The organism is Candidatus Pseudothioglobus sp. Uisw_086 (assembly GCF_048085745.1).
In the GTDB taxonomy this organism is placed as follows: Bacteria; Pseudomonadota; Gammaproteobacteria; order PS1; family Pseudothioglobaceae; genus Pseudothioglobus.
The window spans coordinates 294,184-319,578 of record NZ_CP159803.1; the positions used below are offsets into that span (position 1 = coordinate 294,184).

Annotated in this window: 27 protein-coding genes; 17 read left to right on the plus strand and 10 right to left on the minus strand. The window is 32.2% G+C overall.

Features of this window, described 5'->3' with window-relative positions:
* Window positions 1–28 precede the first annotated feature (28 nt).
* The gene (locus tag ABXT49_RS01485) at window positions 29–1,840 is read left to right on the plus strand and encodes a ribonuclease catalytic domain-containing protein (protein ID WP_416652537.1); all 1,812 of its coding nucleotides are present in this window, start codon (window positions 29–31) and stop codon (window positions 1,838–1,840) included.
* On the opposite strand, the gene ABXT49_RS01490 is transcribed toward ABXT49_RS01485, so the two are convergent.
* Entirely contained in the window at window positions 1,817–2,524 is a 708-nt protein-coding gene (locus tag ABXT49_RS01490) for a UDP-2,3-diacylglucosamine diphosphatase (RefSeq protein WP_416652540.1), read from the minus strand. The two genes, ABXT49_RS01485 and ABXT49_RS01490, sit on opposite strands and share 24 nt — an antisense overlap.
* A 37-nt stretch (window positions 2,525–2,561) precedes the next feature.
* The gene (locus ABXT49_RS01495) at window positions 2,562–3,050 is read right to left on the minus strand and encodes a peptidylprolyl isomerase (RefSeq protein WP_416652543.1); all 489 of its coding nucleotides are present in this window, start codon (window positions 3,048–3,050) and stop codon (window positions 2,562–2,564) included.
* 118 nt (window positions 3,051–3,168) lie between these two features.
* Here ABXT49_RS01495 and rplU point away from each other — a divergent pair, with 118 nt between their 5' ends.
* From rplU to fabG, 4 genes are all read left to right on the plus strand, one after another.
* Window positions 3,169–3,480 (plus strand): 50S ribosomal protein L21, encoded by a 312-nt coding sequence (rplU, locus tag ABXT49_RS01500; protein WP_271541774.1) that lies wholly within the window; start codon window positions 3,169–3,171, stop codon window positions 3,478–3,480.
* Between the two features lie 10 nt (window positions 3,481–3,490).
* Window positions 3,491–3,748, plus strand: coding sequence for a 50S ribosomal protein L27 (gene rpmA / locus ABXT49_RS01505; protein WP_271541775.1), 258 nt, complete (start codon window positions 3,491–3,493; stop codon window positions 3,746–3,748).
* A 76-nt stretch (window positions 3,749–3,824) separates the two neighbouring features.
* Complete coding sequence (gene fabD / locus ABXT49_RS01510) at window positions 3,825–4,760, plus strand: ACP S-malonyltransferase (RefSeq protein ID WP_416652546.1); 936 nt, start codon at window positions 3,825–3,827, stop codon at window positions 4,758–4,760.
* Window positions 4,753–5,493: a 3-oxoacyl-ACP reductase FabG gene (fabG, locus tag ABXT49_RS01515; RefSeq protein WP_416652549.1), complete on the plus strand. Its 741-nt coding sequence runs from the start codon at window positions 4,753–4,755 to the stop codon at window positions 5,491–5,493. Before fabD ends, fabG begins: the two co-directional genes overlap by 8 nt.
* Before the next feature lie 6 nt (window positions 5,494–5,499).
* Here fabG and ABXT49_RS01520 read toward each other — a convergent pair whose 3' ends face one another.
* The 6 genes from ABXT49_RS01520 to guaA all read right to left on the minus strand — a co-directional run bounded on the left by ABXT49_RS01520 (window position 5,500) and on the right by guaA (window position 10,414).
* Entirely contained in the window at window positions 5,500–6,378 is an 879-nt protein-coding gene (locus tag ABXT49_RS01520) for a hypothetical protein (RefSeq protein WP_416652550.1), read from the minus strand.
* 65 nt (window positions 6,379–6,443) lie between these two features.
* Window positions 6,444–6,896 (minus strand): tRNA adenosine(34) deaminase TadA, encoded by a 453-nt coding sequence (gene tadA / locus ABXT49_RS01525; protein ID WP_416652553.1) that lies wholly within the window; start codon window positions 6,894–6,896, stop codon window positions 6,444–6,446.
* A gap of 31 nt (window positions 6,897–6,927) precedes the next feature.
* Window positions 6,928–7,548, minus strand: a complete 621-nt coding sequence (locus ABXT49_RS01530; RefSeq protein WP_416652554.1) for a LysE/ArgO family amino acid transporter — start codon at window positions 7,546–7,548, stop codon at window positions 6,928–6,930.
* 198 nt (window positions 7,549–7,746) lie between these two features.
* Window positions 7,747–8,418 (minus strand): class I SAM-dependent methyltransferase, encoded by a 672-nt coding sequence (locus ABXT49_RS01535; protein ID WP_416652556.1) that lies wholly within the window; start codon window positions 8,416–8,418, stop codon window positions 7,747–7,749.
* Window positions 8,419–8,602: 184 nt separating this feature from the next.
* Window positions 8,603–8,800, minus strand: coding sequence for a hypothetical protein (locus ABXT49_RS01540; RefSeq protein WP_416652558.1), 198 nt, complete (start codon window positions 8,798–8,800; stop codon window positions 8,603–8,605).
* 39 nt (window positions 8,801–8,839) lie between these two features.
* Window positions 8,840–10,414 (minus strand): glutamine-hydrolyzing GMP synthase, encoded by a 1,575-nt coding sequence (guaA, locus tag ABXT49_RS01545; protein ID WP_416652561.1) that lies wholly within the window; start codon window positions 10,412–10,414, stop codon window positions 8,840–8,842.
* Between the two features lie 20 nt (window positions 10,415–10,434).
* Between guaA and lptG the strand changes: the two genes are divergently transcribed.
* The 6 genes from lptG (at window position 10,435) to ABXT49_RS01575 (ending at window position 17,008) form a co-directional block, all read left to right on the plus strand.
* A complete protein-coding gene (gene lptG / locus ABXT49_RS01550) occupies window positions 10,435–11,547 on the plus strand; it encodes an LPS export ABC transporter permease LptG (RefSeq protein WP_416652563.1) in 1,113 nt (370 codons plus the stop codon).
* Window positions 11,548–11,550: 3 nt separating this feature from the next.
* Window positions 11,551–11,850 carry an ATP-dependent Clp protease adapter ClpS gene (gene clpS / locus ABXT49_RS01555; RefSeq protein ID WP_416652566.1) on the plus strand — a complete coding sequence of 100 codons (300 nt, stop codon included), beginning with the start codon at window positions 11,551–11,553 and terminating at the stop codon, window positions 11,848–11,850.
* 35 nt (window positions 11,851–11,885) lie between these two features.
* Window positions 11,886–12,989, plus strand: a complete 1,104-nt coding sequence (locus tag ABXT49_RS01560) for a trimethyllysine dioxygenase (protein WP_416652567.1) — start codon at window positions 11,886–11,888, stop codon at window positions 12,987–12,989.
* 100 nt (window positions 12,990–13,089) lie between these two features.
* Window positions 13,090–15,309 carry an ATP-dependent Clp protease ATP-binding subunit ClpA gene (gene clpA, locus ABXT49_RS01565; RefSeq protein ID WP_416652569.1) on the plus strand — a complete coding sequence of 740 codons (2,220 nt, stop codon included), beginning with the start codon at window positions 13,090–13,092 and terminating at the stop codon, window positions 15,307–15,309.
* Window positions 15,309–16,049 carry a 5'/3'-nucleotidase SurE gene (gene surE, locus ABXT49_RS01570; protein WP_416652571.1) on the plus strand — a complete coding sequence of 247 codons (741 nt, stop codon included), beginning with the start codon at window positions 15,309–15,311 and terminating at the stop codon, window positions 16,047–16,049. Before clpA ends, surE begins: the two co-directional genes overlap by 1 nt.
* A 41-nt stretch (window positions 16,050–16,090) precedes the next feature.
* On the plus strand, window positions 16,091–17,008 hold the full coding sequence (locus ABXT49_RS01575) for a class I SAM-dependent methyltransferase (RefSeq protein ID WP_416652572.1): 918 nt from the start codon (window positions 16,091–16,093) through the stop codon (window positions 17,006–17,008).
* Window positions 17,009–17,018: 10 nt separating this feature from the next.
* Here the strand turns inward: ABXT49_RS01575 and ABXT49_RS01580 are convergent, their stop codons facing one another.
* Window positions 17,019–18,686, minus strand: a complete 1,668-nt coding sequence (locus ABXT49_RS01580) for a glutamine--tRNA ligase/YqeY domain fusion protein (protein WP_416652573.1) — start codon at window positions 18,684–18,686, stop codon at window positions 17,019–17,021.
* A gap of 104 nt (window positions 18,687–18,790) precedes the next feature.
* Here ABXT49_RS01580 and waaC point away from each other — a divergent pair, with 104 nt between their 5' ends.
* A complete protein-coding gene (gene waaC, locus ABXT49_RS01585) occupies window positions 18,791–19,795 on the plus strand; it encodes a lipopolysaccharide heptosyltransferase I (RefSeq protein WP_416652575.1) in 1,005 nt (334 codons plus the stop codon).
* A 144-nt stretch (window positions 19,796–19,939) separates the two neighbouring features.
* Complete coding sequence (locus ABXT49_RS01590) at window positions 19,940–20,953, plus strand: NAD-dependent epimerase (RefSeq protein WP_416652578.1); 1,014 nt, start codon at window positions 19,940–19,942, stop codon at window positions 20,951–20,953.
* Here ABXT49_RS01590 and gmhB read toward each other — a convergent pair.
* Entirely contained in the window at window positions 20,950–21,477 is a 528-nt protein-coding gene (gene gmhB / locus ABXT49_RS01595) for a D-glycero-beta-D-manno-heptose 1,7-bisphosphate 7-phosphatase (RefSeq protein ID WP_416652579.1), read from the minus strand. The genes ABXT49_RS01590 and gmhB overlap by 4 nt on opposite strands.
* A 57-nt stretch (window positions 21,478–21,534) precedes the next feature.
* Here gmhB and ABXT49_RS01600 point away from each other — a divergent pair, with 57 nt between their 5' ends.
* Genes ABXT49_RS01600 through ABXT49_RS01615 form a run of 4 tightly spaced genes read left to right on the plus strand, consistent with a single transcriptional unit; the run spans window position 21,535 to window position 25,392 of the window.
* A complete protein-coding gene (locus ABXT49_RS01600) occupies window positions 21,535–22,728 on the plus strand; it encodes an O-antigen ligase family protein (protein WP_416652581.1) in 1,194 nt (397 codons plus the stop codon).
* A 3-nt stretch (window positions 22,729–22,731) separates the two neighbouring features.
* Window positions 22,732–23,808, plus strand: coding sequence for a glycosyltransferase family 9 protein (locus ABXT49_RS01605; RefSeq protein WP_416652582.1), 1,077 nt, complete (start codon window positions 22,732–22,734; stop codon window positions 23,806–23,808).
* A gap of 2 nt (window positions 23,809–23,810) precedes the next feature.
* Window positions 23,811–24,668 (plus strand): hypothetical protein, encoded by an 858-nt coding sequence (locus tag ABXT49_RS01610; protein ID WP_416652583.1) that lies wholly within the window; start codon window positions 23,811–23,813, stop codon window positions 24,666–24,668.
* Entirely contained in the window at window positions 24,658–25,392 is a 735-nt protein-coding gene (locus ABXT49_RS01615) for a polysaccharide deacetylase family protein (protein WP_416652585.1), read from the plus strand. The genes ABXT49_RS01610 and ABXT49_RS01615 overlap by 11 nt, the downstream gene beginning before the upstream one ends.
* Window positions 25,393–25,395 lie beyond the last annotated feature (3 nt).

A 25,395-nucleotide genomic window follows, 5' to 3' on the forward strand; every position in this document is an offset into this window, starting at 1 on the left:
AATCAAATTCTTTACATTGGAGTAATTTTTGTCAATAATTGGTGCACTCGTTGCATACAAAGGGAAGCCGGCAAAGATTGTTGCCTCAACTACCCATAAGTATGAAGTTAGTTTTTCTGATGGATCTTCACAAAAAGTGAGAGAAAAAGATTTTCGTTATATCCATCCTGAGTTTTCAAATGTAACCGATCAATGTATGAAGGCAGATATGAGTATCTTGAACGATCTTCAAGAAGAATCACTATCGCTTCAAGAAATAACTGAATGGATTTTTGATGACTTTACTAGCCAAAATGCTTGGTGCGTTTATTTAATGTCTGAAGACAGTTTATACTTCTATTGGTCTAAAGATGCTTTAATGCTTCGCCCAGTAGAGCAAGTCAAATTAATTCAAACACAAAGAAATGAAAAAGCTATAGCAGTAGAAAGCTTGGAAAGATGTATTGTTAATTTAAATAATAATATACTTGATAATGATGACATTGTTTGGATCAATGAAATAGAGCAGGTTGCTCTAAATCAATCAAAGCACAGCAAAGCAATGAGCGCTTTATCTATTGAAAATACTCCAGAAAATGCCCACCAACTTCTTGTTAAACTTAAGTATTGGTCGGAGTTAACGAATCCTTATCCGCAGAGACATAAAATATATTTAGATGAAGAGATCAAAGTCATATTAAAAGAATTCACTAGAAAAGACCTAACTCACCTAACTTGTCTTGCCATAGATAATGGCGACTCTAGGGATGCAGATGATGCAATTAGTGTTGATGGGGATATGCTTTGGATTCATATTGCAGATGTTGCAAGTTATGTGGAGATTGATAGTGAGCTTGATATTTTTGCCCAAAAAAGAGCTTCAAATTTATATCTTCCAGATCAAATTCTTCATATGCTGCCTCCAGAGCTATCTTGTGTTTGCTCTTTGGGTGGAAGTGAGATTTCACATGCCATCTCAATTGGCTTAAAGCTTGATAGCTCAGAAATAAGTGATATCGAGATACATTTAAGTGAAATAAAAGTTACAAATATGAGTTATGAATATGCTGATAGAGTCATAAATGAAAATGAAGTTTTGTCTAAATTGAATGATATTGCAATTTCTCATAAAGCCTTTAGGGATGATAATGGTGCAGTCAAACTAAACCTGCCAAATGTTGAAGTTAAAGTTAAAGGCCAAAAGGTTTTTATTACGCCTCAAGATGATAGTAACAGCAGAGATTTAGTGGCTGAAATGATGGTAATTGCTGGGCGAGCAGTTGCCCAATTTGCCATTGAAAATAATATTTCAATGCCCTATCTAACCCAAGAGGCTGGGAGTTTCAGCGAAGATATTGTTGATAATATACAAAATTTAACTATCGCAAAAGCATTTGAAGCTTCTAGAGGCTTTAAGAGGTCTAAGATTACAGTAAAGCCTTCTATGCATTCAGGCTTAGGACTCTCAGCATACATAAGAGTTACTAGCCCAATGAGGCGGTATCTTGATTTATTAGTTCAGCAACAATTGGTAAGGTTTGTCAGCGAACTACCAACCTTAGATGACAACGCTGTCAAAGATAGAATTAAAGCAATTAACTCTTCACTTCCTAAGGTCAATAAAGCAATCCGTCAAAGTGTGGAGCATTATAAATGCCTCTATCTGAAGCAAAATAATTCTTGGGAAGGGGAGGGCGTTATTGTTGAAGTTAATGGTGAGAAGGCTTTAATAAATATTCCATCTCTTGCTATGATGACTCAAATAAAATTCAAATCAAAGATTAATATTGAAGATAAGGTAAAGTTAAAGGTCGGGTCAATTAATTTTTTTGAGCGGTCAGTTAATTTCAAGCCACTCTAGGTTATCACTCAATTTAATTGCATTGCCTTTGTTTTTAGACCAGTCACCTAAAACATAGCGCGTGTAATTTTTCATAGTATGAGTTTTTTGACGATGTGTATGGCCATGAATTAATTCATAGCCTGGATACTCTGACATTAAGAGGTCAGTAGTTTGTTGGTTTACATCCATAATCTTTGAGGATTTATAGCTTTGTGCTTCAACACTTTTTTTGCGAAGCTGCCCCGTTAGCTTGAGGCGAATATTTTTTGGTAAATGAAGAAAAATATACTGAACAATTGGATTTCTGAGAACCTTTTTTAACTTTTGATAGTTGATATCATCAGTGCAAAGACTATCTCCATGAATAAGAAGAAACTTCTTTGTGTTGTGCTCCAGTTCGTATGGCTCATTGATTAATATGCAGCCAGTTTCAGCTTCAAAATTATGTGAGAGCAGAAAATCTCGATTTCCAGCCATTACAAAGACTTTAGTTTCTTTTGTTAATTCTTTTAACGAGGAAATAATGGTGTTGTGACTTGAAATTGAAACGTCATCACCTAACCAGCTATTAAATAAGTCTCCTAAAATAAATAGTTGATCTGCTTTGGATGCATGATCCTCACAAAATTGATTAAAAAAAATAACTTTATCATCCTCAACGTTTGTAAGGTGTAAATCAGAGATGATTAATGAAGTTAACATATCTTTATTGGCAAGAATTTAATCTGGCCTCATAAATTTAATCTTTAATAGAGGCTTTGATAATCATAACAGCCTCGCCAGGGACATCAGAATGACCACCTAAATTTATTGTTTCAACTTTTTCAATTTTATCAACAATATCTTTTCCTGCAACGACCTCACCGAAAACGCAATAGCCCCATCCATCTTGGCCTGGAAAATCTAAAAATTGATTGTCATTAACATTAATAAAAAACTGCGAACTGGCTGAATGTGGTGCTGATGTTCTTGCCATAGCAACACTATACTTAACATTTTTCAGTCCATTTTTAGCTTCGTTTTCAATATTAGCTTTCGTGGGTTTTTGCTGCATGTCTTCAGTCATGCCACCACCTTGAACCATAAAGTTAGGAATAACTCTATGAAAGATGGTTCCATCAAAAAAGCCATCCTCTACATAATCAGTGAAGTTCTTAGCTGAAATTGGCGCTTTATCTGCGTCAACATTGATGTGAATTTCACCCATATTTGTCTCTAGAATAATCATGTTTTGTCTCTGTTGATTTAAAACAGAGAATTATAACTTATTTCGTTAACAGTGCTTTCATTAAGAGCAACGTTCAAGTATAATTCCTCCTTTTTTAGCAATCAGATTAGGATTTGTTATGTACGCAGTCATTAAAACAGGTGGAAAACAATACAGAGTTACTGAAGGTGAAACTCTAAAAATTGAGAAGCTTGAAATAGAGCCTGGAAAGAAAGTAACCTTTGATGAGGTACTAATGGTTGCTGATGGTGATAAAGTACAAGTTGGCTCTCCACATGTTGCTAAAGCAAGCGTTGAAGCGAAAGTAATCTCTCAAGGCAAAGGTAAAAAAGTACACATTTTAAAATTCAGACGACGTAAGCACTCTATGAAACAACAAGGACATCGACAGCTGTTTACTGAAATTCAAATTGATAAAATTAAGGCATAAGGAGTAATCTATGGCACATAAAAAAGCAGGTGGTAGTACTAATAACGGAAGAGATTCCGAATCCAAAAGACTTGGAGTCAAGCGTTTTGGTGGCCAAGTAGTATTAGCTGGAAATATTTTGGTTCGCCAAAGAGGTACTAAATTTCATCCGGGCACCAATGTTAAAAAAGGTAAAGACGACACTTTGTTCGCAGTTGCTGATGGAAAAGTTCAGTTTGAAAAGAAGGGTAAATTCAATCGCCAATATGTTTCAATACAAACTGCATAGTAACTAGTTTTATATATTTTAAAAAGCGCTTTCGGGCGCTTTTTTATTATTAATCTCATTTATAATTAACCATATAATGAAATATTCAATCGTTTTTCCAGGTCAAGGTTCTCAATCTCTAGGTATGCTAGAAGATCTTCGTAGTAATTTTTCAATTGTAAATGAGATTTTTCAAGAAGCAAGTGAAGCGATCAATTTGGATCTATGGAGAATCATTAATGAGGATCAAGATCTACTAAACCTTACTGAAAATACTCAGCCAATTATGCTTGCTGCAGGCTATGCAACATATAAAGTTTTAGAAAGTGAAGTTAATTTAATGCCTATGTCGATTGCTGGACACAGCCTAGGTGAATATACGGCCCTTGTCGCCTCTGAATCTTTAAGCTTATTTGATGCAATTCAATTAGTCAGAAAAAGGGCTGAACTAATGCAAGCAGCAGTGCCAAGTGGATCAGGTTCTATGGCTGCTATATTGGGACTTGATGATGCAAAAGTTGTTGAAATATGCTCTATTGCTAATGAAGAGGGAGTGGTTGAAGCTGTGAATTTTAATTCACCAGGCCAAGTAGTTATTGCTGGCGAAATAAAGGCAGTAGTAAATGCATGTGAATTAATGAAAGAAGCTGGTGCAAAACGGGCTTTGGTCCTTCCAGTAAGTGTTCCATCACATTGCTCGCTTATGAAAGATGCCGCAATCGATTTTAAGCACTCAGTTGATAATGTTAATTTTCAAATGGGGAATGAAAAAGTTCTCCATAATGTTGATGCGGATTATTCAAATAATATTGAAGAGATAAAGTCTAAATTGGTTGAGCAACTTCATAAACCAGTTCTTTGGACTTCAATAGTTCAAAAAATGAAAAGTTCAGGCGTAGAGAAACTTATTGAAACTGGTCCTGGAAAAGTATTAGCTGGACTGACAAGGCGTATTGATAAGTCTCTTACTGGTTCAGCTATAATAGATGTGACTACATTGAAATCTACTATTGAGGAAATATCAAATGCTTAATGAAAAATTAGTCCTTGTAACTGGTGCTAGCAGGGGAATTGGCAGAGCCATCGCGCTGACTTTAGGTGAGGCGGGAGCTACTGTAATAGGAACAGCAACTAGTGATGAGGGAGTGGCAAATATCTCTAGAATATTTACTGAAAATAATATCCTTGGTAAGGGCATGAAGCTCAATGTAACCGATAATGAGCAAATTTCTGATCTTTTAAAGAATATTACTGAAGATTATGGTTCTATAGATATACTGGTTAATAATGCTGGAATAACTCGTGATAATATTCTAGTAAGGATGAAAGAAGAGGAGTGGGATGATATTATTAACACAAACCTTACTTCAGTTTACAAGATGTCAAAATCTGTTTTAAGGGGCATGATAAAAAAACGATCTGGAAGGATTATCTCTATTACCTCAGTTGTTGGTGCTATGGGAAATGCTGGGCAATCTAACTATGCTGCTGCAAAAGCTGGAATTATGGGATTTACAAAATCGCTCGCTAGAGAAGTTGGTGTTAGGGGCATTACGGTTAATGCTATCGCTCCAGGTTTTATTGAAACAGACATGACTAATAATCTTCCAGAAGAGCAAAAATTAGCACTAACCAATCAAATCCCTATGGGAAGGCTAGGTACAACCAATGAAATTGCACAAGCAGTTTTGTTTCTTGCAGCAGATAGTGGCTCTTATATTACAGCTCAAACATTGCATATTAATGGAGGTATGTACACTTTATAAAAATACTTAATCAATTTCGTTTTTATTAAATCGGTATATATTTCTTATAAGCACTAAAAATATTGATAACATAAAACTTCCAAATATATGAAAAATAAGTATAACTGATCTTTTTCTACCATATTTTTTTATTGGTGTTTTGGGTGGTAATGCTAATTGATCTATCTGAACCAAAGCAAGCAGGTCAGGATTAAACTCAAGTAAGTTTAATTTTGCTTCTTCAATATTTAATTCTAGTAGTTCTCTATTGAAATTATTATTAATTTCATTAGCTTTAAGAATTACTGATCTTTCTATTGCTATTTCCTCAATTCGAGATGAAGCTTCAATTTTACTAGAATCTTTTAATTCCTTTAATAGCTCTTTGTCTGCAGAAACTACAAGATCATTTAGGAAGGTTGAAGTTATTGTTGGATCACCTCCAGTAATAGAAATCGTCCATGGCACTTCATAAGCAGCTAATTTAGATTTTTCATGATTATCATCATCTAATGTTTTTATTGAATTAATATATTCTTTAATAGAAACATCATTTTCTGTAACTGGATTATTGATATTATTAAAATAATTTTTTTCTTTGAAAATTTTGTTTTGAAACTTTTTAGACATTGCTTTTGTTAAGAACTTATAAAAAACTGATTGCTGAGTCTCTTTAGAGACTAGCATTTTATTCAATTCCAAAATTGTTTCTTGACTCGGTTTTAAAAAGTATATATGACTCTTGTAAGTTGGGATTATTTGAGGTAATGAAAGAGTATACAAAATTGCAATTATTGATAAAAAACTAGTTATAGTAAAAATAAATTTTTTACTTTCAAAGAGGAAATTAATTAATTCTTTTGAATCAATCTCATGATCTTGATAGCTAATATTTTTTGGTTGCATTTATATAGTTGAAAATTATTATTCAATAAAATATATTTTATCGAAAAAAGATTTATCATAATATATCAATATCTTTTTTCTTTAAAAAAATCTTGGATGATTTTTTTACAATCATGTTCTAAAACACCAGCTGTAATTTCAGCCCGATGATTAAAATTATTACTATTTGTTAAATCTATACTTGATCCACATACGCCAGTTTTAAAGTCATAAGCACCATATACAATTCGATCAATTCTGGCATGCATCATTGCTCCAAAACACATGGCACATGGCTCCAGTGTTACATATATTGTGCAATCATTAAGTCGATAGTTTTGTAGCTTCTTACCTGATTTTCTTAACAATTGAATTTCAGCATGAGCAGTAGGGTCTTTATTTGAAATTGACTGGTTATGGGCCCTTGTAATAACTTTATGATTTTTCACTAAAATAGCGCCAACAGGTACTTCACCTATTTTTTTAGCTTTTTCAGCTTCAATAATTGCAAGTTGCATCCATTTAACATCATTGTTCATATTTTTTGTGTGGAGTATTTATGATTATTAATTAAAGCCAATTTCCTGAGTAAGCTAATTTTATCGCTATAGTAAACATGATCATGGCTATTACAAAATCAAGAAAGCGCCATGAGTTGGGACTTTTCATTATTGGAGCTATTAGCTTGGAGCCATAAGCTAGACTAAAGAAAAATACAAAACTAGCTAGTGATGCTCCTATTACAAAGGAAATTTTCTCATTTCCAGAAAACTGTTGTGATATTGATCCAATTAGAACCATTGTATCTAGATAAACATGTGGGTTTGCAAAAGTTAAAACGGAGAGGATTGATAAAGTTGTTAGTAGATTTTTTGGTGAAGAGGCTTCTATTTTGATTGCTATATTTGATTTGAAAGCTGCTTTTAATCTAATAATGCCGTAAAAAAAGAGCCAAACTGAAGAAAAACCAAAGAGTAAGTTTGAATATTGGTTAATGAAATTATTTAAAAAAAATGTAATGCTTATTACGCCAAATATAATTAGAAGAACATCAGATAGTGCACAAAATAGAGCTACATAGAAAACATGCTGCCCAAGAATACCTTGCCTTAATACAAATGCGTTTTGTGCCCCTATTGCAAGTATTAAAGATATGCCTAACAAAAATCCCGTCAAGAATGCTATTAACATACTAAAAACTATTCCCACTCAACTTTAGCACGTATGTGAGTTGTTGATTTTTTATCATATTATTTTTTAGTTTTAAACTACTTTTTAACTTTTTATAGCAATCCACAATCTAAATTGCCATACACCAAACTTGTTTTGTTTGATGGCAGCCTTTCCACCAAAAATATCAATTTTATTCTTATTAGAATTAAGCATTTATTAAGTAAGGTTTATATTAGAAAAAATTGCAAAACTTGCGTTTGGATGCCAACTTTCTTTGTCAAAATGTTCATTAAACCCATTATCAACTATAGTAGTTTTATGTATTGGATTGTTGTAAATAATTACCGCTTTTTTATTAGATATTTTTTTTAGAAATTTATTTAATATTTTTGAATCAAAAGGATTGAATAAGTAGAAGAGAAAAACTTCGCAGTTAAATTCCAATTCAATTTCAGTCACATCAGCACATATTAATTCAACTTTCAATTTGGAAGTTTGATGCAAGTTTTTTTCACATATCTCAATTAACTGCGGACTGTAATCTATACCAATAATATGTTTTGCTTTCGGAAACATTTTATTCCACATACACAAAACCTTCCCTTTTCCGCAACCAATATCAATAAATGCAGTATTCTTTGGATTTAAAGAAAGTAAATTAACTGCTTTGTTAGTTGACAATTTAATCGTATTTGTCCAACTGCTCATATAAAGTACGCCACTTTCAAAATTTTTTGGGCTATCAATATATTTTTCTTTTGGAAGCCACATATGCGTATCTTTACGATGAACTAAATCAAAAAGGTGTGCTTGAAAAAAATATGAAAAAGGAAGGCGAATTCCTCTTTTTTTCCACATTCGGAGATAATCATTAAAACCAAATTTCATTAATCGCCCAGTTTTTTGCATTAGTCGCTGTAGTTTCCAACTTTCTTTCTAACAATATAGGCAAATATATCAAGCATTTACGATGATTGGAATATTCCCACTCAATGATTACACACTTATAAATCATTGATTTAATTGTATTTTCTGAAAACTTCTCAAGTGCTTCTCAAGTTTAATAGTGTCATCAAACTTTATAAAAAGATTCAAAATGCATTTCTCTATCATTTTTAAGCATTCCAGCAGTTTCATCCATAAATTTATTTCTATCAATTCTTGTTTTAAAAACCCATATACAAACTGTATCTTTACTATGATAAATCGCTTTTAATTCATCATCAGTATCACATATTTCCTGAGGAATTTTTGTTTTAATACAAATCATAATTTTATATAAGTAATTGATTTTAATAGACTTTTATGGTTATTCCCACTCAATAGTTGCTGGAGGTTTACCAGAAATATCATAGACAACCCTAGACACTCGAGAAATTTCATTTATGATTCGATTTGAAACATGGTCTAAGAAGTCATAGGGAAGTCTTGCCCAACGAGCTGTCATAAAATCAATAGTTTCAACTGCTCGAAGAGCTATCACATAATCATACCTTCTGTCGTCACCAGTAACGCCTACTGATTTAACAGGTAAAAATACTGCAAAGGCTTGATCAACTTTATCATACAGTTGTTGATTATTTAGTTCTTCCATAAAAATATTGTCTGCTTCTCTAAGGATTTGTGCAAATTCTTCTTTAATCGGCCCAAGAATTCTTACTCCCAGGCCAGGTCCAGGAAAAGGATGACGATGTAGCATTTTTCTTGGAAGCCCAAGCCTTTCACCAATGGCCCTGACTTCGTCTTTAAAAAGTTCTTTAAGAGGCTCAACTAATTCAAATTTTAAGTCTTCTGGAAGTCCTCCAACATTATGGTGGGATTTGATAACTTTGGCTTTGCCTGATGCTGCGCCTGCTGATTCGATAATATCTGGATAAATTGTGCCTTGCGCTAAAAAATTAATTCCTTTAATTTTTTTTGCCTCTTGATCAAATATTTTAATAAATGCATTGCCTATAATTTTCCTTTTTGCCTCTGGGTCGCCTTCATTTGATAATTGCTCATAAAAGTATTGCTGGGCATCTGCTCTAATGACCTTAACTCCTAAGTTTTCACTAAAAGTATTCATAACTTCGTTACCTTCATTAAGTCTTAATAATCCATTGTCAACAAAGACACAGGTTAGCTGCTTACCAATGGCTTGATGAAGAAGAATAGCTACAACTGAGGAATCAACTCCTCCAGATAAGCCCAAAAGAACTTTATTATTACCAACTTGATTTTTTATATTAAGTAATAAGTCTTCAATAATATTATCAGTAGTCCAATTTTTTTGACATTTACAAATTTCAGTGACAAACCTTTCCAATATTTGAACTCCTTGCTTAGTATGAGTTACTTCTGGATGGAATTGAAGTCCAAAGTAGTTTTTATTGTTATTTGCAAAGCCAGCAATTGGACAGTTATCAGTTGAAGCAATCAAGTCAAAGCCCACTGGTAATTTGGTAACTTCTATTCCATGACTCATCCAAACATCTAGCAGAGAATGTCCTTTTGAATTCTTTTCATCACTAATTTTATTCAGTAGTTTGGAGTGATTTCTGGCCCTAATTTTTGCAAAACCAAATTCTGCCTTTTTGGAGCTTTTGGCTTCTCCACCAAGTTGCACAGCCATTGTTTGCATTCCATAACAAATACCTAAAATTGGAACATTTAAAGTAAAAATAATTTCTGGTGCTCTAGCAGAGTTATCATCACCTACTGTATCTGGACCTCCAGAGAGAATAATTCCACTTGGGTTAAATTTTTCAATAAAATGAGGTTTGACATCATAGGGTAATAATTCACAATAAATGCCAATCTCTCGTATCCTTCTAGCAATTAGTTGAGTATATTGAGAGCCAAAATCGAGAATTAGGATTTTGTGATGTTGAATGTCAGACATAAGAATACTTACTATAGGAAATGAATTTTTTTAATACTGCTATTTTAATGAAAATAAGAGATCGTTACATTGCTAAAACACTTTTAAGTTATACACTGACTGTTCTATTAGTTTGGTTAAGTATCTATAGTTTTTTTAATTTTTTAACTGAACTAAATAATAATGTTGGCGAGTCAGAATATTCAATCATTGAGGCATTTAAATATATTTTACTTCAAGTTCCTGAGGTTGCTTATGGCCAAGCTTCTCCAGTAATTTTATTAGGTTGTATTCTTGGAATGGGTCACTTAGCAACAACTAATCAACTTATTATTTTGCGTGCTTCAGGAGTTTCAATAATTAAGATAACATGGATTGTTTTAAAAAATGCCTTAATTTTTATTATTATAATGATTGTAATAGGTGAGTTTATAGCGCCAATTTTAAGTAAGTATGCTGAAAATAGCCGCTTGATTTCATTAGGCCAGACATCCGTATCAAAAACTCAAAAAGGCTTTTGGATTAGAGATGGGAGCAGCTATATTAATGTTAAAAATAACATTGATGGAAAGTTATTTAGTGATATTACAGTTATTGAAGTTAATGAATCAAAAAAAATTGAAAAAGTCATTCATTCGAAAGATGGGATATTTGATGGAAGGTTGCTAGATATGAGTGGTAGTGTAATTTTTTCAATTGATGACGATGCTTTATTTAATAAAATAACTTTAAAGGATGAGAGCTCATATATTACGCAAGTTTCATTTGACGAAGATTTAATTAAGAGTTTAGAAAAAAAGCCTAAGGAGCTTTCAACATTAACTATTATTAAACAAATAGAATTTTTATCAAATAATAAGTTAAGTTCAGGAGTATTTGAGGTCGAATTATATAAGAGACTAGTTAAACCCCTTACTCTGGTTGCCATGATTTTATTAGCAATGTTATTTATATTTGGCTCAACGAGGGATGTAACTTTAGGTAGAAAGATATTTTTTGGTGTCGCAATCGGGTTGTCATTTGAGATGTTATCTCGTATCGGAGGCGCCCTATCTTTAAGTTTAGATTTCAGTCCTTTGCTTAGCTTTTTCTTACCTACTTTTGTAGTTATGATTTTATCAATAACTTTTCTTATTCAAAAATCTATTAATTAATATATGACACAAGCCGCATCAAAAACTGACAAGTTAAAATTGAAAATTCCAAATAAATTTGAAGTTATATTATTAAATGATGATTACACTTCAATGGAATTTGTTGTTGAAGTTTTAAGGAAGTTTTTTAATAAAGATTTTTCAGTTGCTGAGTCAATTATGCTTAAAATACATATTGATGGAGAAGCAGTTTGTGGGACTTATTCATATGATGTTGCACAAACAAAAGTTTCTCAGGTAATTGATTATTCTCGTCAAAATGATCAGCCTTTAATGTCTGTTTTAAGAGAATTGAGTGTTTAATTTTATTATTAAGTTTTTTTAGTAAGGCATCTTTTATGTTGATTAAATCAGTAGAGTCTTTAGATAAAGGTTTGAATATTTTTTGGAGTGATGATTCACTGAGTTGTTATCCTTGGTTTTGGCTTAGAGACCATAGTGAAAGTAAAGAAGATTTACATCCAGATACTAAGCAGCGCCAGATTGATTCATTTAGTCAGCCACTAAATAATACTGTCAATAAAGTATGGCTTGACGATTCTTCTAGAAGTATTTTTATTAAATGGAGTGATCAATCTGAGAGTAGTCTTTCTTTTGAATTGCTTCAAACTATGTCGGTGCCAAAGTTTCCTCAGTCATATGCATTGAATTCATCTAATGTATGGAATTCTCCAAATGAAATTAAAGACTTTCCTGAAATAACTTATAAGGAGTTTATGATTGATGGAGGAATAAAAACCTGGTTAAATCATATTCATAGAGTTGGTTTTGCTTTAGTAACAGCTACTCCTGAAAGTCCAGAAGCAACTAAAGAACTTATGGAGAGAATGGCTTATATAAGAAATTCTATTTTTGGAGGGTTTTCTGTTTGGGATAATAAATTAGAGAATCCTGATGATACTGCTTTCACATCATTAGCTATTGAACCACATACAGATGGAACATATGTTCATGATGCGCCAGGATTGCAAACTTTGCACTGTATAAAAAGAGATTCTCTAGGCGGGGAAAACCAATTAATTGATGGTCTTGCGATTGCTGAGAAGATGAGGTATGAGTATCCTGATGCATTTAATATTCTTTGTAATGTTAATATTCCTGGACGCTATATTAAGCCAGATACTTATTTAGAAGCACATCGACCTTTATTTCGGATTAATAATAATGGTGATGTTATCCAAGTAAGCTTTAATAATCATGATCGTGCACCTTTTAGATTAGAAAATGATTTAATGGTAAAGTTTTATGATGCTTATAAAATATTTCATAATCTAGCAAATGACTCAAGTCGGCAATTTGAGTTTATGTTGGATCCTGGAAAAGTCCTAACGTTTGATAATTGGCGGCTTCTGCATGCGCGTTCATCTTTAACAGGTTATCGCCAACTCTGTGGTGGCTATCATAATAGGGAAGATTTTGAAAGTAAATTGAGATCTATCTAACTATCTATTAAAGATTAATTTGAATTTTATTTTGATTCAAATTGCCCATAGTGATGTTAAAATCAAGTATTAATTTAGACAATAACAAAAACAGTATTTTATGATTGAACAAGGATTACAGCAAGAGATTAATATGGTGATGACTGAGGCTAGAAATCGTCGCCTTGAGTTTGTAACGGTTGAGCATTTATTGCTAGCCCTTCTTAATATGGATGAAGTTATTGCATTTCTCAGGGGTAAGAGAGTTAACATCGATGAACTTCGCGCTGAACTTGATCAGTATATTGATTCACATACTCCTATTATTTCTGAAGATGCTGAAATTGATATCGTTCCAACTGTAGGGTTCCAAAGAGTCCTTCAAAGGAGTGTTTATCAGGCCCAGTCTGCTCAAAAAAATTCTGTGAACGCGATGAATGTCTTTGTTAGTATTTTTTCTGAAAAAGAATCGCATGCTGTTTACATGCTGAAATTAAATAATATTTCCAGATTGGATGTTATGGAAGGGATTTCTTCACACTTGGCTGATAATCCAGTGGAAGAAACAAAAAAAGTTGAAGGTGATAAACAAGCTAAGCCGTCTTCACTTGAATCTTTTACAACTAATTTATGTGAAAAAGCTAGACTTGGTGAAATTGATCCTCTCCTTGGTAGAGAGGAAGAAGTCCTTAGGACGGTGCAAATTTTATCAAGACGGCGTAAAAATAACCCATTACTTGTTGGTCAGGCTGGAGTTGGTAAAACTGCTATTGCTCAAGGTTTAGCTAAGAAAATAGTAGATGGACAGGTCCCTGAAATTCTAAAAAATACAACTATATATTCTCTAGATGTTGGTGTACTAATTGCAGGTACAAAGTATAGGGGTGATTTTGAGAAGCGATTAAAGTCAGTGCTTACAGATTTAGAAAAAGATAAAAATTCAGTACTTTTTATTGATGAAATTCATACTTTAATTGGTGCAGGAAGTGTTTCTGGTGGTTCTTTGGATGCATCTAATCTTCTTAAACCAGCGCTTGCAGATGGCTCACTTAAGTGTATAGGATCTACAACTTATGATGAATATCGTAAGATTTTTGAAAAAGATCATGCGCTTACAAGGCGCTTTCAAAAAGTGGATATTGAGGAGCCTTCAGTTGAAGATACAATAAAAATCTTACATGGACTAAAAAAATATTATCAATCACATCACAAAGTTAAATATTCAGCTGCATCTTTAGTTTCTGCAGCAGAGTTAACGCATCGACATATTGGAGACAGGCGTCTTCCAGATAAAGCGATTGATGTCATTGATGAGGTTGGTGCTCTTCAGCAGATTCTTCCTAAATCAAAGCGTAAAGTCAATATTGGTGTCCCTGATATTGAAAATATTGTTGCTAAGTTGGCTCGTATTCCTTCTCGCCAAGTTACTAGTGATGATAAGTCTTTACTTAAAAGCCTAGAGAGTGATCTTAAGTTAGGTGTATTTGGTCAGGATAATGCTGTTGAGTCTTTATCCACTGCTATAAAACTTTCTCGATCTGGACTCTCACCAATTGAGCAACCAATGGGATCATTTCTATTTGCTGGACCAACTGGCGTTGGTAAAACTGAAATTTGTAAGCAGCTTTCCAGGATTATGGGTGTCAAATTATTGAGATTTGATATGTCTGAATATATGGAGAGGCATGCTATTTCTAAACTTATAGGGTCTCCTCCAGGATATGTGGGTTATGATGAAGGAGGCTTATTAACAGAGGCAGTAAATAGTAACCCTTACGCCGTTCTTTTATTGGATGAGATTGAGAAAGCACATCCTGATATTTTTAATATCCTATTACAAGTTATGGATCATGGAAAGCTTACTGATGCCAATGGTCGTGAAGTTGACTTTAGTAATGTGATACTTGTTATGACTTCTAATGTTGGAGCTCAAAACGTTCAAAGAGCCTCCATAGGTTTTAATGAGCAAGATCATTCCCTTGATTATGAAGGTGAACTTAAAAAGATATTCACTCCAGAATTTAGAAATCGATTATCGGAAATTATTTATTTCAATAAGCTTAATGAAGAAGTCGTAGTCTATGTAGTCAATAAATTTCTCTTTGAACTTGAAGATGTTCTTGAAAAAAAGAATGTTTCATTAATTGTTTCTGATGCAGCTCGAAAATGGTTTGCTGATAATGGCTATGACTCTATGATGGGTGCTCGCCCAATGATGAGGTTAATTGAAAGAGAGGTGCGCAAACCTCTTGCCGATGAACTTCTTTTTGGTAAACTTAGTTCTGGTGGAACTGTTAAAGTAGGTGTTAGTAAAGATAAGATTGCTTTAACAATTAGTTAATGAGAATTCTTATAAGTAATGATGATGGCTATCAGGCTAAGGGCATCAAGCAGCTTACAAAATCATTGAGTGAAATTGCAGAAGTAATTGTTGTTGCTCCCATTGAGAATAAGTCTGCAGCAAGTAGCTCATTAACTCTTGGAAAGCCGTTAAAACCCATTCAAATTGAAAAAAATATTTATGCAATAGATGCTACACCAACTGATTGCGTTCATTTGGCGTTGTGTGGTTTTATAAAGGAGTCAATTGATTTAGTTGTTACAGGTATTAATTTTGGAGCAAATCTTGGTGATGATGTCATTTACTCTGGAACTGTTGCAGGAGCTTTAGAGGGGCGTTTTTTAGGCCTTCCTTCAATTGCAATATCTTTAGCAAGTTGGGAGTGTAATCACTTTGAGACAGCAGGGGAAATCGCAAAGAGATTAGTTACTCAAATTGACAAATCAGAACTATCTTACAATACTATCATTAATGTTAATGTTCCAGATATTCTTCTTAAGGAAATTAAAGGGATTAAGAGTACTCGTTTAGGAAGTAGGCATAAATCTGCGCCAAGTATAAAGGACAAAAAAGATTCCTCTCTCTTCTGGATTGGTGAAAATGGAGAAGAAGCTGATAATGGAGAGGGTACAGATTTTCATGCAATTTCTAATAATTTCGTCTCAGTAACGCCTCTTCAGATTGATTCAACTAAGTATAGCGAAATGACAATTTTATCTAGTTGGCTTAATAATATATGATAAAAAAGTAACATAAATTATATTAAAGTTAAAGGTAGCTTATGAGCTGTATATTATGCGAACAAAAAAATTTAAAAATTATTTCTAGGACAGATTCTAAAAATAATTCTTCTTTAAATATTTTTTTATGCAACGTTTGTGGGATGGTTCAGCAAAATCCAATTCCATCTGAAGACGAAGTTAATGAATATTATTCTAGCGTATATAGGCAGGACTATAAAAAAACATATGTACCTAAAATTAAGCATGTTTTTCGCGCAGGAAATCTTGGGTTAGATCGCATTAGTTTTTTAAAAAATAGAGGTATTGATAATGGAAGCCTTCTTGATGTTGGAGCAGGAGGTGGGGAATTCACATATTTATCCAGTAAATTAGGTTTTATGTCTCAAGGTATTGAGCCAAATATTGGCTACTCAAGCTACGCTCGAGAAGAGTATGGAATTAAAATAGAGACTGGGCAACTTTCTGATGTCCATGGTAAATTTAAAGTAATTACGATGTTTCATGCCTTGGAGCATATTCCCGATGTAGTTAAAGCCTTTGAGTTATTATTTAATTTGCTAGAAAAGAATGGGCACTTATTAATAGAGGTTCCAAATATCGAAACAAATGATGCCTCTCCACATAATATTTACTTTAAAGCGCATATCCATTATTTTAGTTCATCAACATTAGTTTCTGCGGCTAGTAAATATTTTGATAAAATTGACATGGTTAGTGACTCCAATCTTAGAGTTTTATTTAAAAGAAAAGAAGTTGTTAGTGATTTGATATTGCCATCATTTGATCAAGTTGCTAAAACGACTAAGAGACTTCAGAAAAAAGGATGGCTTGAATATATTTTTAAAGGTGGGGGTTATAAAAAACTACCTCTAAGACTTAGTAAAATTTTTATTGAGTCTCGAATTAGCCATAAAAGCGGAATTAAAATATTAAATGATATGATTAAATATCATTAATGGTAAAAAATCACTTATAAGTATCCTTTAGACCAACTGTTTTATTGAATATTAATTTGTCTTTTAGTTGATTATCAAGACAATAATATCCTTCACGTTCAAATTGGTAAACTCTTTCTATTTTAGCGGCTGATAAATTAGACTCAACAAATCCATATTTTATTTTAAGTGAATCAGGGTTAAGTATTAAAGAAAAATCATCAAATTTTGAAGGATTTGATTCAGAAAAAAGGCGATCATAAATCCTAAATTCAGCTTCTAACGCACTGCTAGCTTCGACAAAGTGAATAACACCTTTAACTTTTCGACCGTCAGAAGGGTTTTTTCCTAAAGTCTCAGAATCGTATGTACAGTAAATAGTTTTAAAATTACCATCTTTATCATTATCAAAACGAGTTGCTTTGACAACATAAGAGTTTCTTAATCGGACTTCTTTGTTTAGGGCCAGCCTCTTATATTTGTTATTAGGTGAAACCTCTAAAAAATCTTCTCTATCTATATATATTTCCCTACTAAAGAAAATTTCTCTAGTACCCATCTTTTCATTTTGAGGATGATTAGGAGCTTTAATAGATTCCATTTTATCTGCAGGATAATTCTCAATTATTAATTTAATTGGATTAATCACAGCCATTGAACGAGGAGCGATAGAATTTAAATCATCTCTAATAGCTGATTCTAAAATTGAAACATCAGTCAAGCTGTTAACTTTTGAGACTCCAATTGCTTCAGAAAATTTGATTATTGAAGCAGGGGTATAGCCACGTCTACGAAGTCCAGAAATAGTTGGCATTCTAGGATCATCCCATCCAGAAACATGATTATTATCTACTAAAAGTTTTAAGTTTCTTTTAGAGGTAGTTGTAAATTCAAGATTTAAACGAGAAAACTCATATTGATGTGGTCGACTAGGGAGGTTAAATTCATCTAGATTTTCTAATATCCAGTTATAAATCCTACGATTGTCTTGAAATTCTAACGTACATATAGAGTGAGTAACTCCTTCAATTGCATCGCCAATGCAATGAGCAAAATCATACATTGGGTAAATGCACCAGTCATCATTTGTTTGATGATGAGTATCAAATCGAATACGATAAAGCGTAGGATCTCGCATACACATAAAATTAGAAGACATATCAATTTTGGCTCTTAGTACACATTCTCCTTCCTTAAATTCACCTGCTTTCATTTTATGAAATAGGATTAAATTTTCTTCAGGACTAGTTTTACGATATGGGCTATTTTTTCCAGGACTTTTTAATGTTCCCCGATAAGATCGAGTTTTTTCTATGCTTAAAAAACAGACGTAAGCTAATCCTTTAGAAATTAACTCTTCAGCACTTTTATAAAATATATCAAAATAATTTGAGCTAAATTTGATCTTGCCATCCCAATCAAAACCTAGCCAAAGTATATCTTCTTTTATAGATTTAACATATTCAATATCTTCTTTAGCTGGGTTTGTATCATCAAATCTAAGATTGCAAAAACCATCATAATAATTAGCAGTTCCAAAATTAAGGCAAATTGATTTTGCATGGCCAATGTGAAGATAACCGTTAGGCTCTGGTGGAAATCTAGTTACTATAGAATTATGCTTGCCAGTTCTAAGGTCATCATTAATGATATTTCGAATAAAATTTGTTGGGCTTTCGTCTTTATTTTCGGAATTCATGCAGATCAGTTTAATGATAAATTTTAGCTTATTGAATTATATCATTAAAAGCTTAATTTAATAAGTTGAGGTAATTAGTTGAATGACGTTGTAAAATGATTTTTATGAAGATAGCAATAGTTAAACTTTCTGCAATTGGTGATATTATTCATTCAATGATTGTCTTGCAATTTATTAAAGAAAAGTACCCTGAGTCAATAATTGACTGGTTTGTGGATACTTCATTAAAAGGAGTCTTAGAAAATAATCCACATGTTAGTAAGATTCATACCATTAGACTGAGGGAAGCCAAGAAAAAAAAATCACCCATACTATTTTTTAATGAAATTGCCAAGCTAAGAAAACTCAAAAAATATGATTTAGTTATTGATATGCAAAATTTAATTAAGTCTGCAATTATTGCTCAATTAATTCCTTCAACTCAGACTATTGGACTTGATATGAAATCATCCAGAGAGGGTCTCGCGTCAATATTCTATACTCAAAAATATGCTATAGATCGCTCGATTAATGTAATAAATCGTAATGTAGAAATTATATGTAAAGCACTTGGTATAAAAGTTTCAGAAGAGGAGCTAATAAATAAAAAATCTTTTTTGTTTTTTGATAATACGACAGATTTTGATTTTCTTTTGAATGACAAGCCAAATATCTTGCTTATTCCAGGAGCTTCATTTGACTCCAAAATATATCCAGCAAAAGGCTACGCTGAGATTGTAAAAAAAATTAATGGTAATTTCATTGTAATCTGGGGAAATGATTCTGAGCGGTTAATTGCAGAGGAGATTGAGTCTATAGCACCAAAGGTTTTAGTTATCAATAAACTTTCTTTAAATGATCTTAAATCATTGATATCAAAAATGAATCTTGTTATTGGCGGAGATACGGGTCCAGTTCATATGTCTTGGGGATTGGGAATTCCATCTATTACTTTATTTGGGCCTACTCCAGGCTATAGAAACACTCGCCTTACAAATGTTAATTGCATTATTGAGTCAAGTTCAATTGTAGATCCTTATAAAATTAATAAAAGTGATACATCAATAAAAGATATTAACCCAACCGAAGTTGTTAAAATAGCAGAAAAATTATTAACAGACTATAAGTAAATATTCGCTATTCTTTTTAAAGTTGGATATTATTATAATTTCTATTTGTTTGCTAGAAGCATTCTTTACTCTAGAAAATAATAAATATACATATTCTGTGCCAAAAGATATATTTAATCTATAAAAAACTATTTAAATTATATAATGAAATTATTAATAACCGGCTCAGCAGGCTTCATTGGATCAGCTTTATCAATTAAGCTTCTTGAAAGGGGAGATATTCTAGTAGGAATAGATAATCATAATGACTATTATGATCCTGTATTAAAAGAGAAGCGCCTTGCTCGACATTTAGACCACGCAAATTACACTCATGTTCGAGCTGATATAGAAGATAATTCATCATTACAGTCTTTGTTTAAGAAGCATAAGTTTGATGGTGTAGTTAATCTTGCTGCACAAGCAGGTGTTAGGTATTCGATTGAAAACCCTCAAGCATACATAAATACTAATATAGTAGGTTTTGGGAATATATTAGAAGGATGTAGACATAATAATGTCTCTCACCTTGTCTATGCATCAAGTAGTTCAGTATATGGCTCTAATACTAAAATGCCCTTCTCTACACATGATAGCGTTGACCATCCATTAAGTCTCTACGCAGCAAGTAAAAAAGCAAATGAGTTAATGGCGCATACATATAGTTATTTATATAAATTACCAACTACAGGGCTTAGATTTTTTACTGTATATGGTCCTTGGGGGCGCCCTGATATGGCTCTATTCAAGTTTACTAAATCAATTCTAGCTGGAGAAAAGATCCCAGTTTTTAATTATGGAAATCATCGAAGGGATTTCACATACATTGATGATATTGTAGAAGGCGTTATACGTATTTTAGATCGACCAGCAGAACCAAATATTGACTGGAGTGGAGATAATCCAGACAGTGCATCATCTTCAGCTCCTTGGAAAATTTATAATATAGGCAATAACTCACCTATAGAGTTAAATATGTATATTGAAGCAATAGAAAATGCATTGGGCATTAAGGCTTTAAAAGAACTTTTACCCCTTCAGCCAGGAGATGTTCCAAATACTTTTGCTGATGTAGATGATCTTATGGCAGATTTTAATTATAAGCCAAGTATGACTGTTGAAAAAGGAGTGTCAAATTTTATAAAGTGGTATAAGGATTTTTACAAAATAAGCCATTAATGCTTGATAATATTTTCTGATTCATGTATTGAGTTAAGAAAAAACATAGCTTTAGACTTTGGTTCTTCAATTTTATGACCGCTTCTTACAAGAATAGTCTTTGACACCCCTGCTAAATTGGCTGCAGTTATATCTGTTTCTTTGTCTCCAATCATCCATGATTTCTCTAGGTCTATATTATAGCGAGTTGCAGCCTCATTAAACATGCCTGGCTTTGGCTTCCTGCAATTACAATCAGCTTCTATAGAGTGCGGACAATGAAAGGTATCCAAAATACCCACTCCATTCTTATTAAACTGAGTTAGCATCCATTGAGTTAATTTTTGATAATCACTTTCAGTGTAGTAACCCCTAGAAATTCCAGATTGGTTAGATACAATAATTATTTTATAACCTAGTTGTAAAAAATTTACACAAGCTTCAAAAACACCATCAATAAACTTGAAGTTTTGAATCTTAAAAAGATAACCCACTTCTGCATTAATGACACCATCACGATCAAGAAAAATTATCTTTATTGGCATTCATGATTCCATTAAAATACATTTAATTACTTTTAATAAATAGTATTTTATCAAATTATGGTAACTTTTGACAGCCCACTTGATCGCATATATCAGTATCTTCTTATTTCAGCATTTTTTTTACTCCCCCTTACGGTTCTGGGGAACAATATTGCAATATGGCTCATTACAATTCTTTGGCTGTCTTCAGGAAGTTACTTAAAAAAAATTCAACAAATAAAAAGTAATAATCTTGCTATTGCTTCCATTATTTTTTTTCTGGTTCATTTTATTAGTCTTTTATGGACAACTAATCTTGATTGGGGTCTTGAGATACTCAGAAAAATGCTTCCATTTATCCTTGTCTTGCCGATTTTTTTATGTATATCAAAAAAAGCTAATAAAAATTTCTATATAACTGCATTTTTATTAGCCATTGCTATTTCAGAGGGATTTTCTTATTTAATCTGGTTTGAAATAGTTCCTCCATATAAATATGGAGATGTTGTAAATCCAACCCCGCTAATGAGCCATATTTCATATAATCCTTTTTTGGCATTTGCAATATATTTAGTCTTAAATAAATTGTTTTCAAATGAAAAATTATCCCAAGTGGAGCGAGCTATATATACATTTTTTACTTTAACAATGACTTTTAATATGTTTATTACAGGAGGTAGAGCTGGCCAAGTAATGTTTTTTGCCGCCTTAGTTGTTCTTGCCGTTCAACACTTTAGAAGCTCGCAAATAAAAGCTACCTTTATTGCATTATCAACAATTATCTTAATTACTGCTTTGGCTTATAGCTCAAGTCATTTATTTCAATCAAGAGTTGATTCAGCTGTTAGTGACATTACAAACTACAATATTGATAAAAATACTGCTGTTGGAATGCGAATTACGTTTCTCTTAAATTCTTTTACCCTTTTTAGTGAATCTCCTTTATTAGGAGTAGGCGCTGGAGATTTTCCAGCCGAATATGAAAGAATTAATGAGCTTAATAGCCCTGAGGTGGATTTAACTGTTCAGCCTCATAATATGTATTTATTAGTACTAGCACAATTAGGTTTTTTAGGTTTTTTATCCTTGGGGTGGATTTTTTATCTTCAATTTAAAATAGCAATGTTGACTAGGGATAAAATAATTCAAAATATTGGCATCGCTATGCCGATATTATTTTTAATTATCATGTGGAGTGATTCTTACTTGCTAGGCCACTATACAAGTAATTTATTTATCTTGTTTAGTTCTTTTATTTATAGTAATCGTTAAGGAATGATTCCTTCAAAAATTTTAGTAATAATTCAACGATCTAATGGTGACGTTTTTTTAAGTGCTCCATTAATTCAACAACTTCAACAAAGTTTTCAACCTTGTAAAATTGACTTATTAATTAATGATGATACTCTCGCTGTAGCTAAAATACTTCCACATATTTCTGATATTCATACTTTTTCTTACGTAAATAAAAATGAAAAAAAATGGTATCAAGAAAAAAATATTTTCAAAAAAATCTATAAAAAATATGATTTAAGTATTAACTTAACTGCCAGTGATCGTAGTGTTTTATACTGTATTTTAGCCAGCAAGTGTTCAATAAGTGCAATTGAAGAACAAACGAAAAAATCTTGGTGGAAAAAGATACTTCTGAGTCATTATTATGTTTTTGACAATAAAAAACACATCTTATTGAACAATCTTGAACCACTTAAGTCTTTGAATATTAATAAGTTTGATACTAGGTCAAGTTTAAATATTAATAGCGAAAAATTTTCTGAAATTAGAGACAAGTTAAGTAAATTAAAAATATCAAAATTTTTCATTTTCCATCCTTCTGCTCAATACAATTATAAGGTTTATCCTCAGCATTTAAGAAATCAATTATTGAGCTTATTAAACGAATTAAATGTTCCAATTATTGTAACTGGTGGTATGAGTCATATAGATATTGAAATTAATAAAACACTACCTACACTAAGTAATGTTACAAGCTGGATTGGTAAAACTTCAATTGAGGATTGCATTGCATTAAGTTCTCTTTCAGAGGGCTATATTGGAATGGATACATTGAACATGCATATTGCTGCATTTTATAACAAGCGAATTTTTGCAATATTTGGGCCTACAAATTTATCAATGTGGGCGCCTTGGTCAAATGAATTACAAGTATCGACTGCAACCAATATTCCTTTACAAACTTATGGTAATGTTTCAGTTTTTCAAGCAGATTTAGCTTGTGTCGCCTGTGGTAAAGCTGGTTGTGATGATAAGCATGGTAAGAGTGAATGTTTAGATCATATTAGCCCATTAGTAGTCTTTAATGAAGTTAAAAATTGGCACCTAAGTAGATAAAATTGAAAAAATATAATAGAAAAATACTTTTATATATAGTTTATGGCGATGACCCTGGATATTATTATGGGGCAAAGTTTAGTTATTTAACTTTTATGCATTGGGTTAAATATGAAAACCAAGTAGAAGTAGTAGTACTAACCGAAAAGCCTGATGAGTTTTCTGAATATCCAATAAAAGTTATTTCAATGAGTGTCCTTCAAAAAAATGATTGGTCGCTTAATGGAAAATACCATTTTAGAATCAAAAATCGTGGGCTTGCTTATGTAATGGATAAGCTTAAATTAGAGAGCCAAGATAAGATACTATTTTTTGATACTGATACATATTTTCACAAAAATCCAATACCACTATTTGATTTAATTAAACCAAATCAAGCCTTATTCTATCTAAATGAAGGCCAAATATATAAAAGAAAAAGATTTTCTATTTATATCAAGTATCTTGAAGGTAAGCTTATTAAAGTTGGTAATCAAAATTATAAATTATCAAAAAAATCAATGATGTGGGGATCTCTTATGATTGGAATAATGCCAAATATGCGACCAAGTCTGGATTGGGCAGACAAACTTTTAATAAAATTAATTGATATTGTTCCAGCACATACTATTGAGCCATTTGCACTTTCAGAGGCTCTTTTAAAAAAATATAAAATAATTGAAGGAAAAAATTATGTTAGTTTGTATTCAACCTCTAGAAAAAAAACTCATGCTGTTGAAATTTTAAAAAGATTTTTTGAGCAATATCAAAATTTTTCTATTGATGAAAAAATAAAGTTATCTCAAAAAGTTACGTTGAAAAGAAGTTTTTTAAAAGTTTTGAAGCAAAGAATATTTCAATTATTAAACTATGATAAGTAAAAAAATTCCTATACTAATGTATCACAGTATTGAATTAATGCCCAGATCAACTGTTATGCGAGGTATGCATGTTCCTCCAAGGCGGTTCAAATTTCAAATGTGGCTTCTAAAAATACTGGGTTATAAGGGTTTAAGCATAAGGGAGCTTCAGCCCTATCTTGATGGAACTAAGACTGGAAAAGTTGTTGGGATTACATTCGATGATGGTTATCAGAATAATTTGAAAAATGCTGCACCAATTCTAAGTAAATATAAATTTAGTGCGACATGCTATCTTGTTAGTAATTATATTGGTACTTCAAATGTTTGGGATTATTCCAAAGGCATAACTCAAAGACCATTAATGTCAACCGATGAGGTCAAAGAATGGATTTCTTTAGGAATGGACATTGGGGCCCATACTCAATCTCATGTTGATTTAAAATCTACAAATGAAGATATAGTAAAAAATGAAATTAACTTTTGCAAGGCCAGCCTAGAAAAAAAATTTAATATATTAATAATGGATTTTTGTTATCCTTTTGGCAGTTTTGATGAAACGACATGTAATATAGTTAAAAAAGCTGGATATTCAACTGCTACAACAATGTTACGCGGAAGAGTCCATAATGAGACAAGTCACTTTCAACTGCCTCGAGTGCCAATTACCTTTCATACTTTACCACACCTATTTTTGATTAAGATTTTTACAAGTTATGAAGATAGAAAATTAAAAATTGATTAAAAG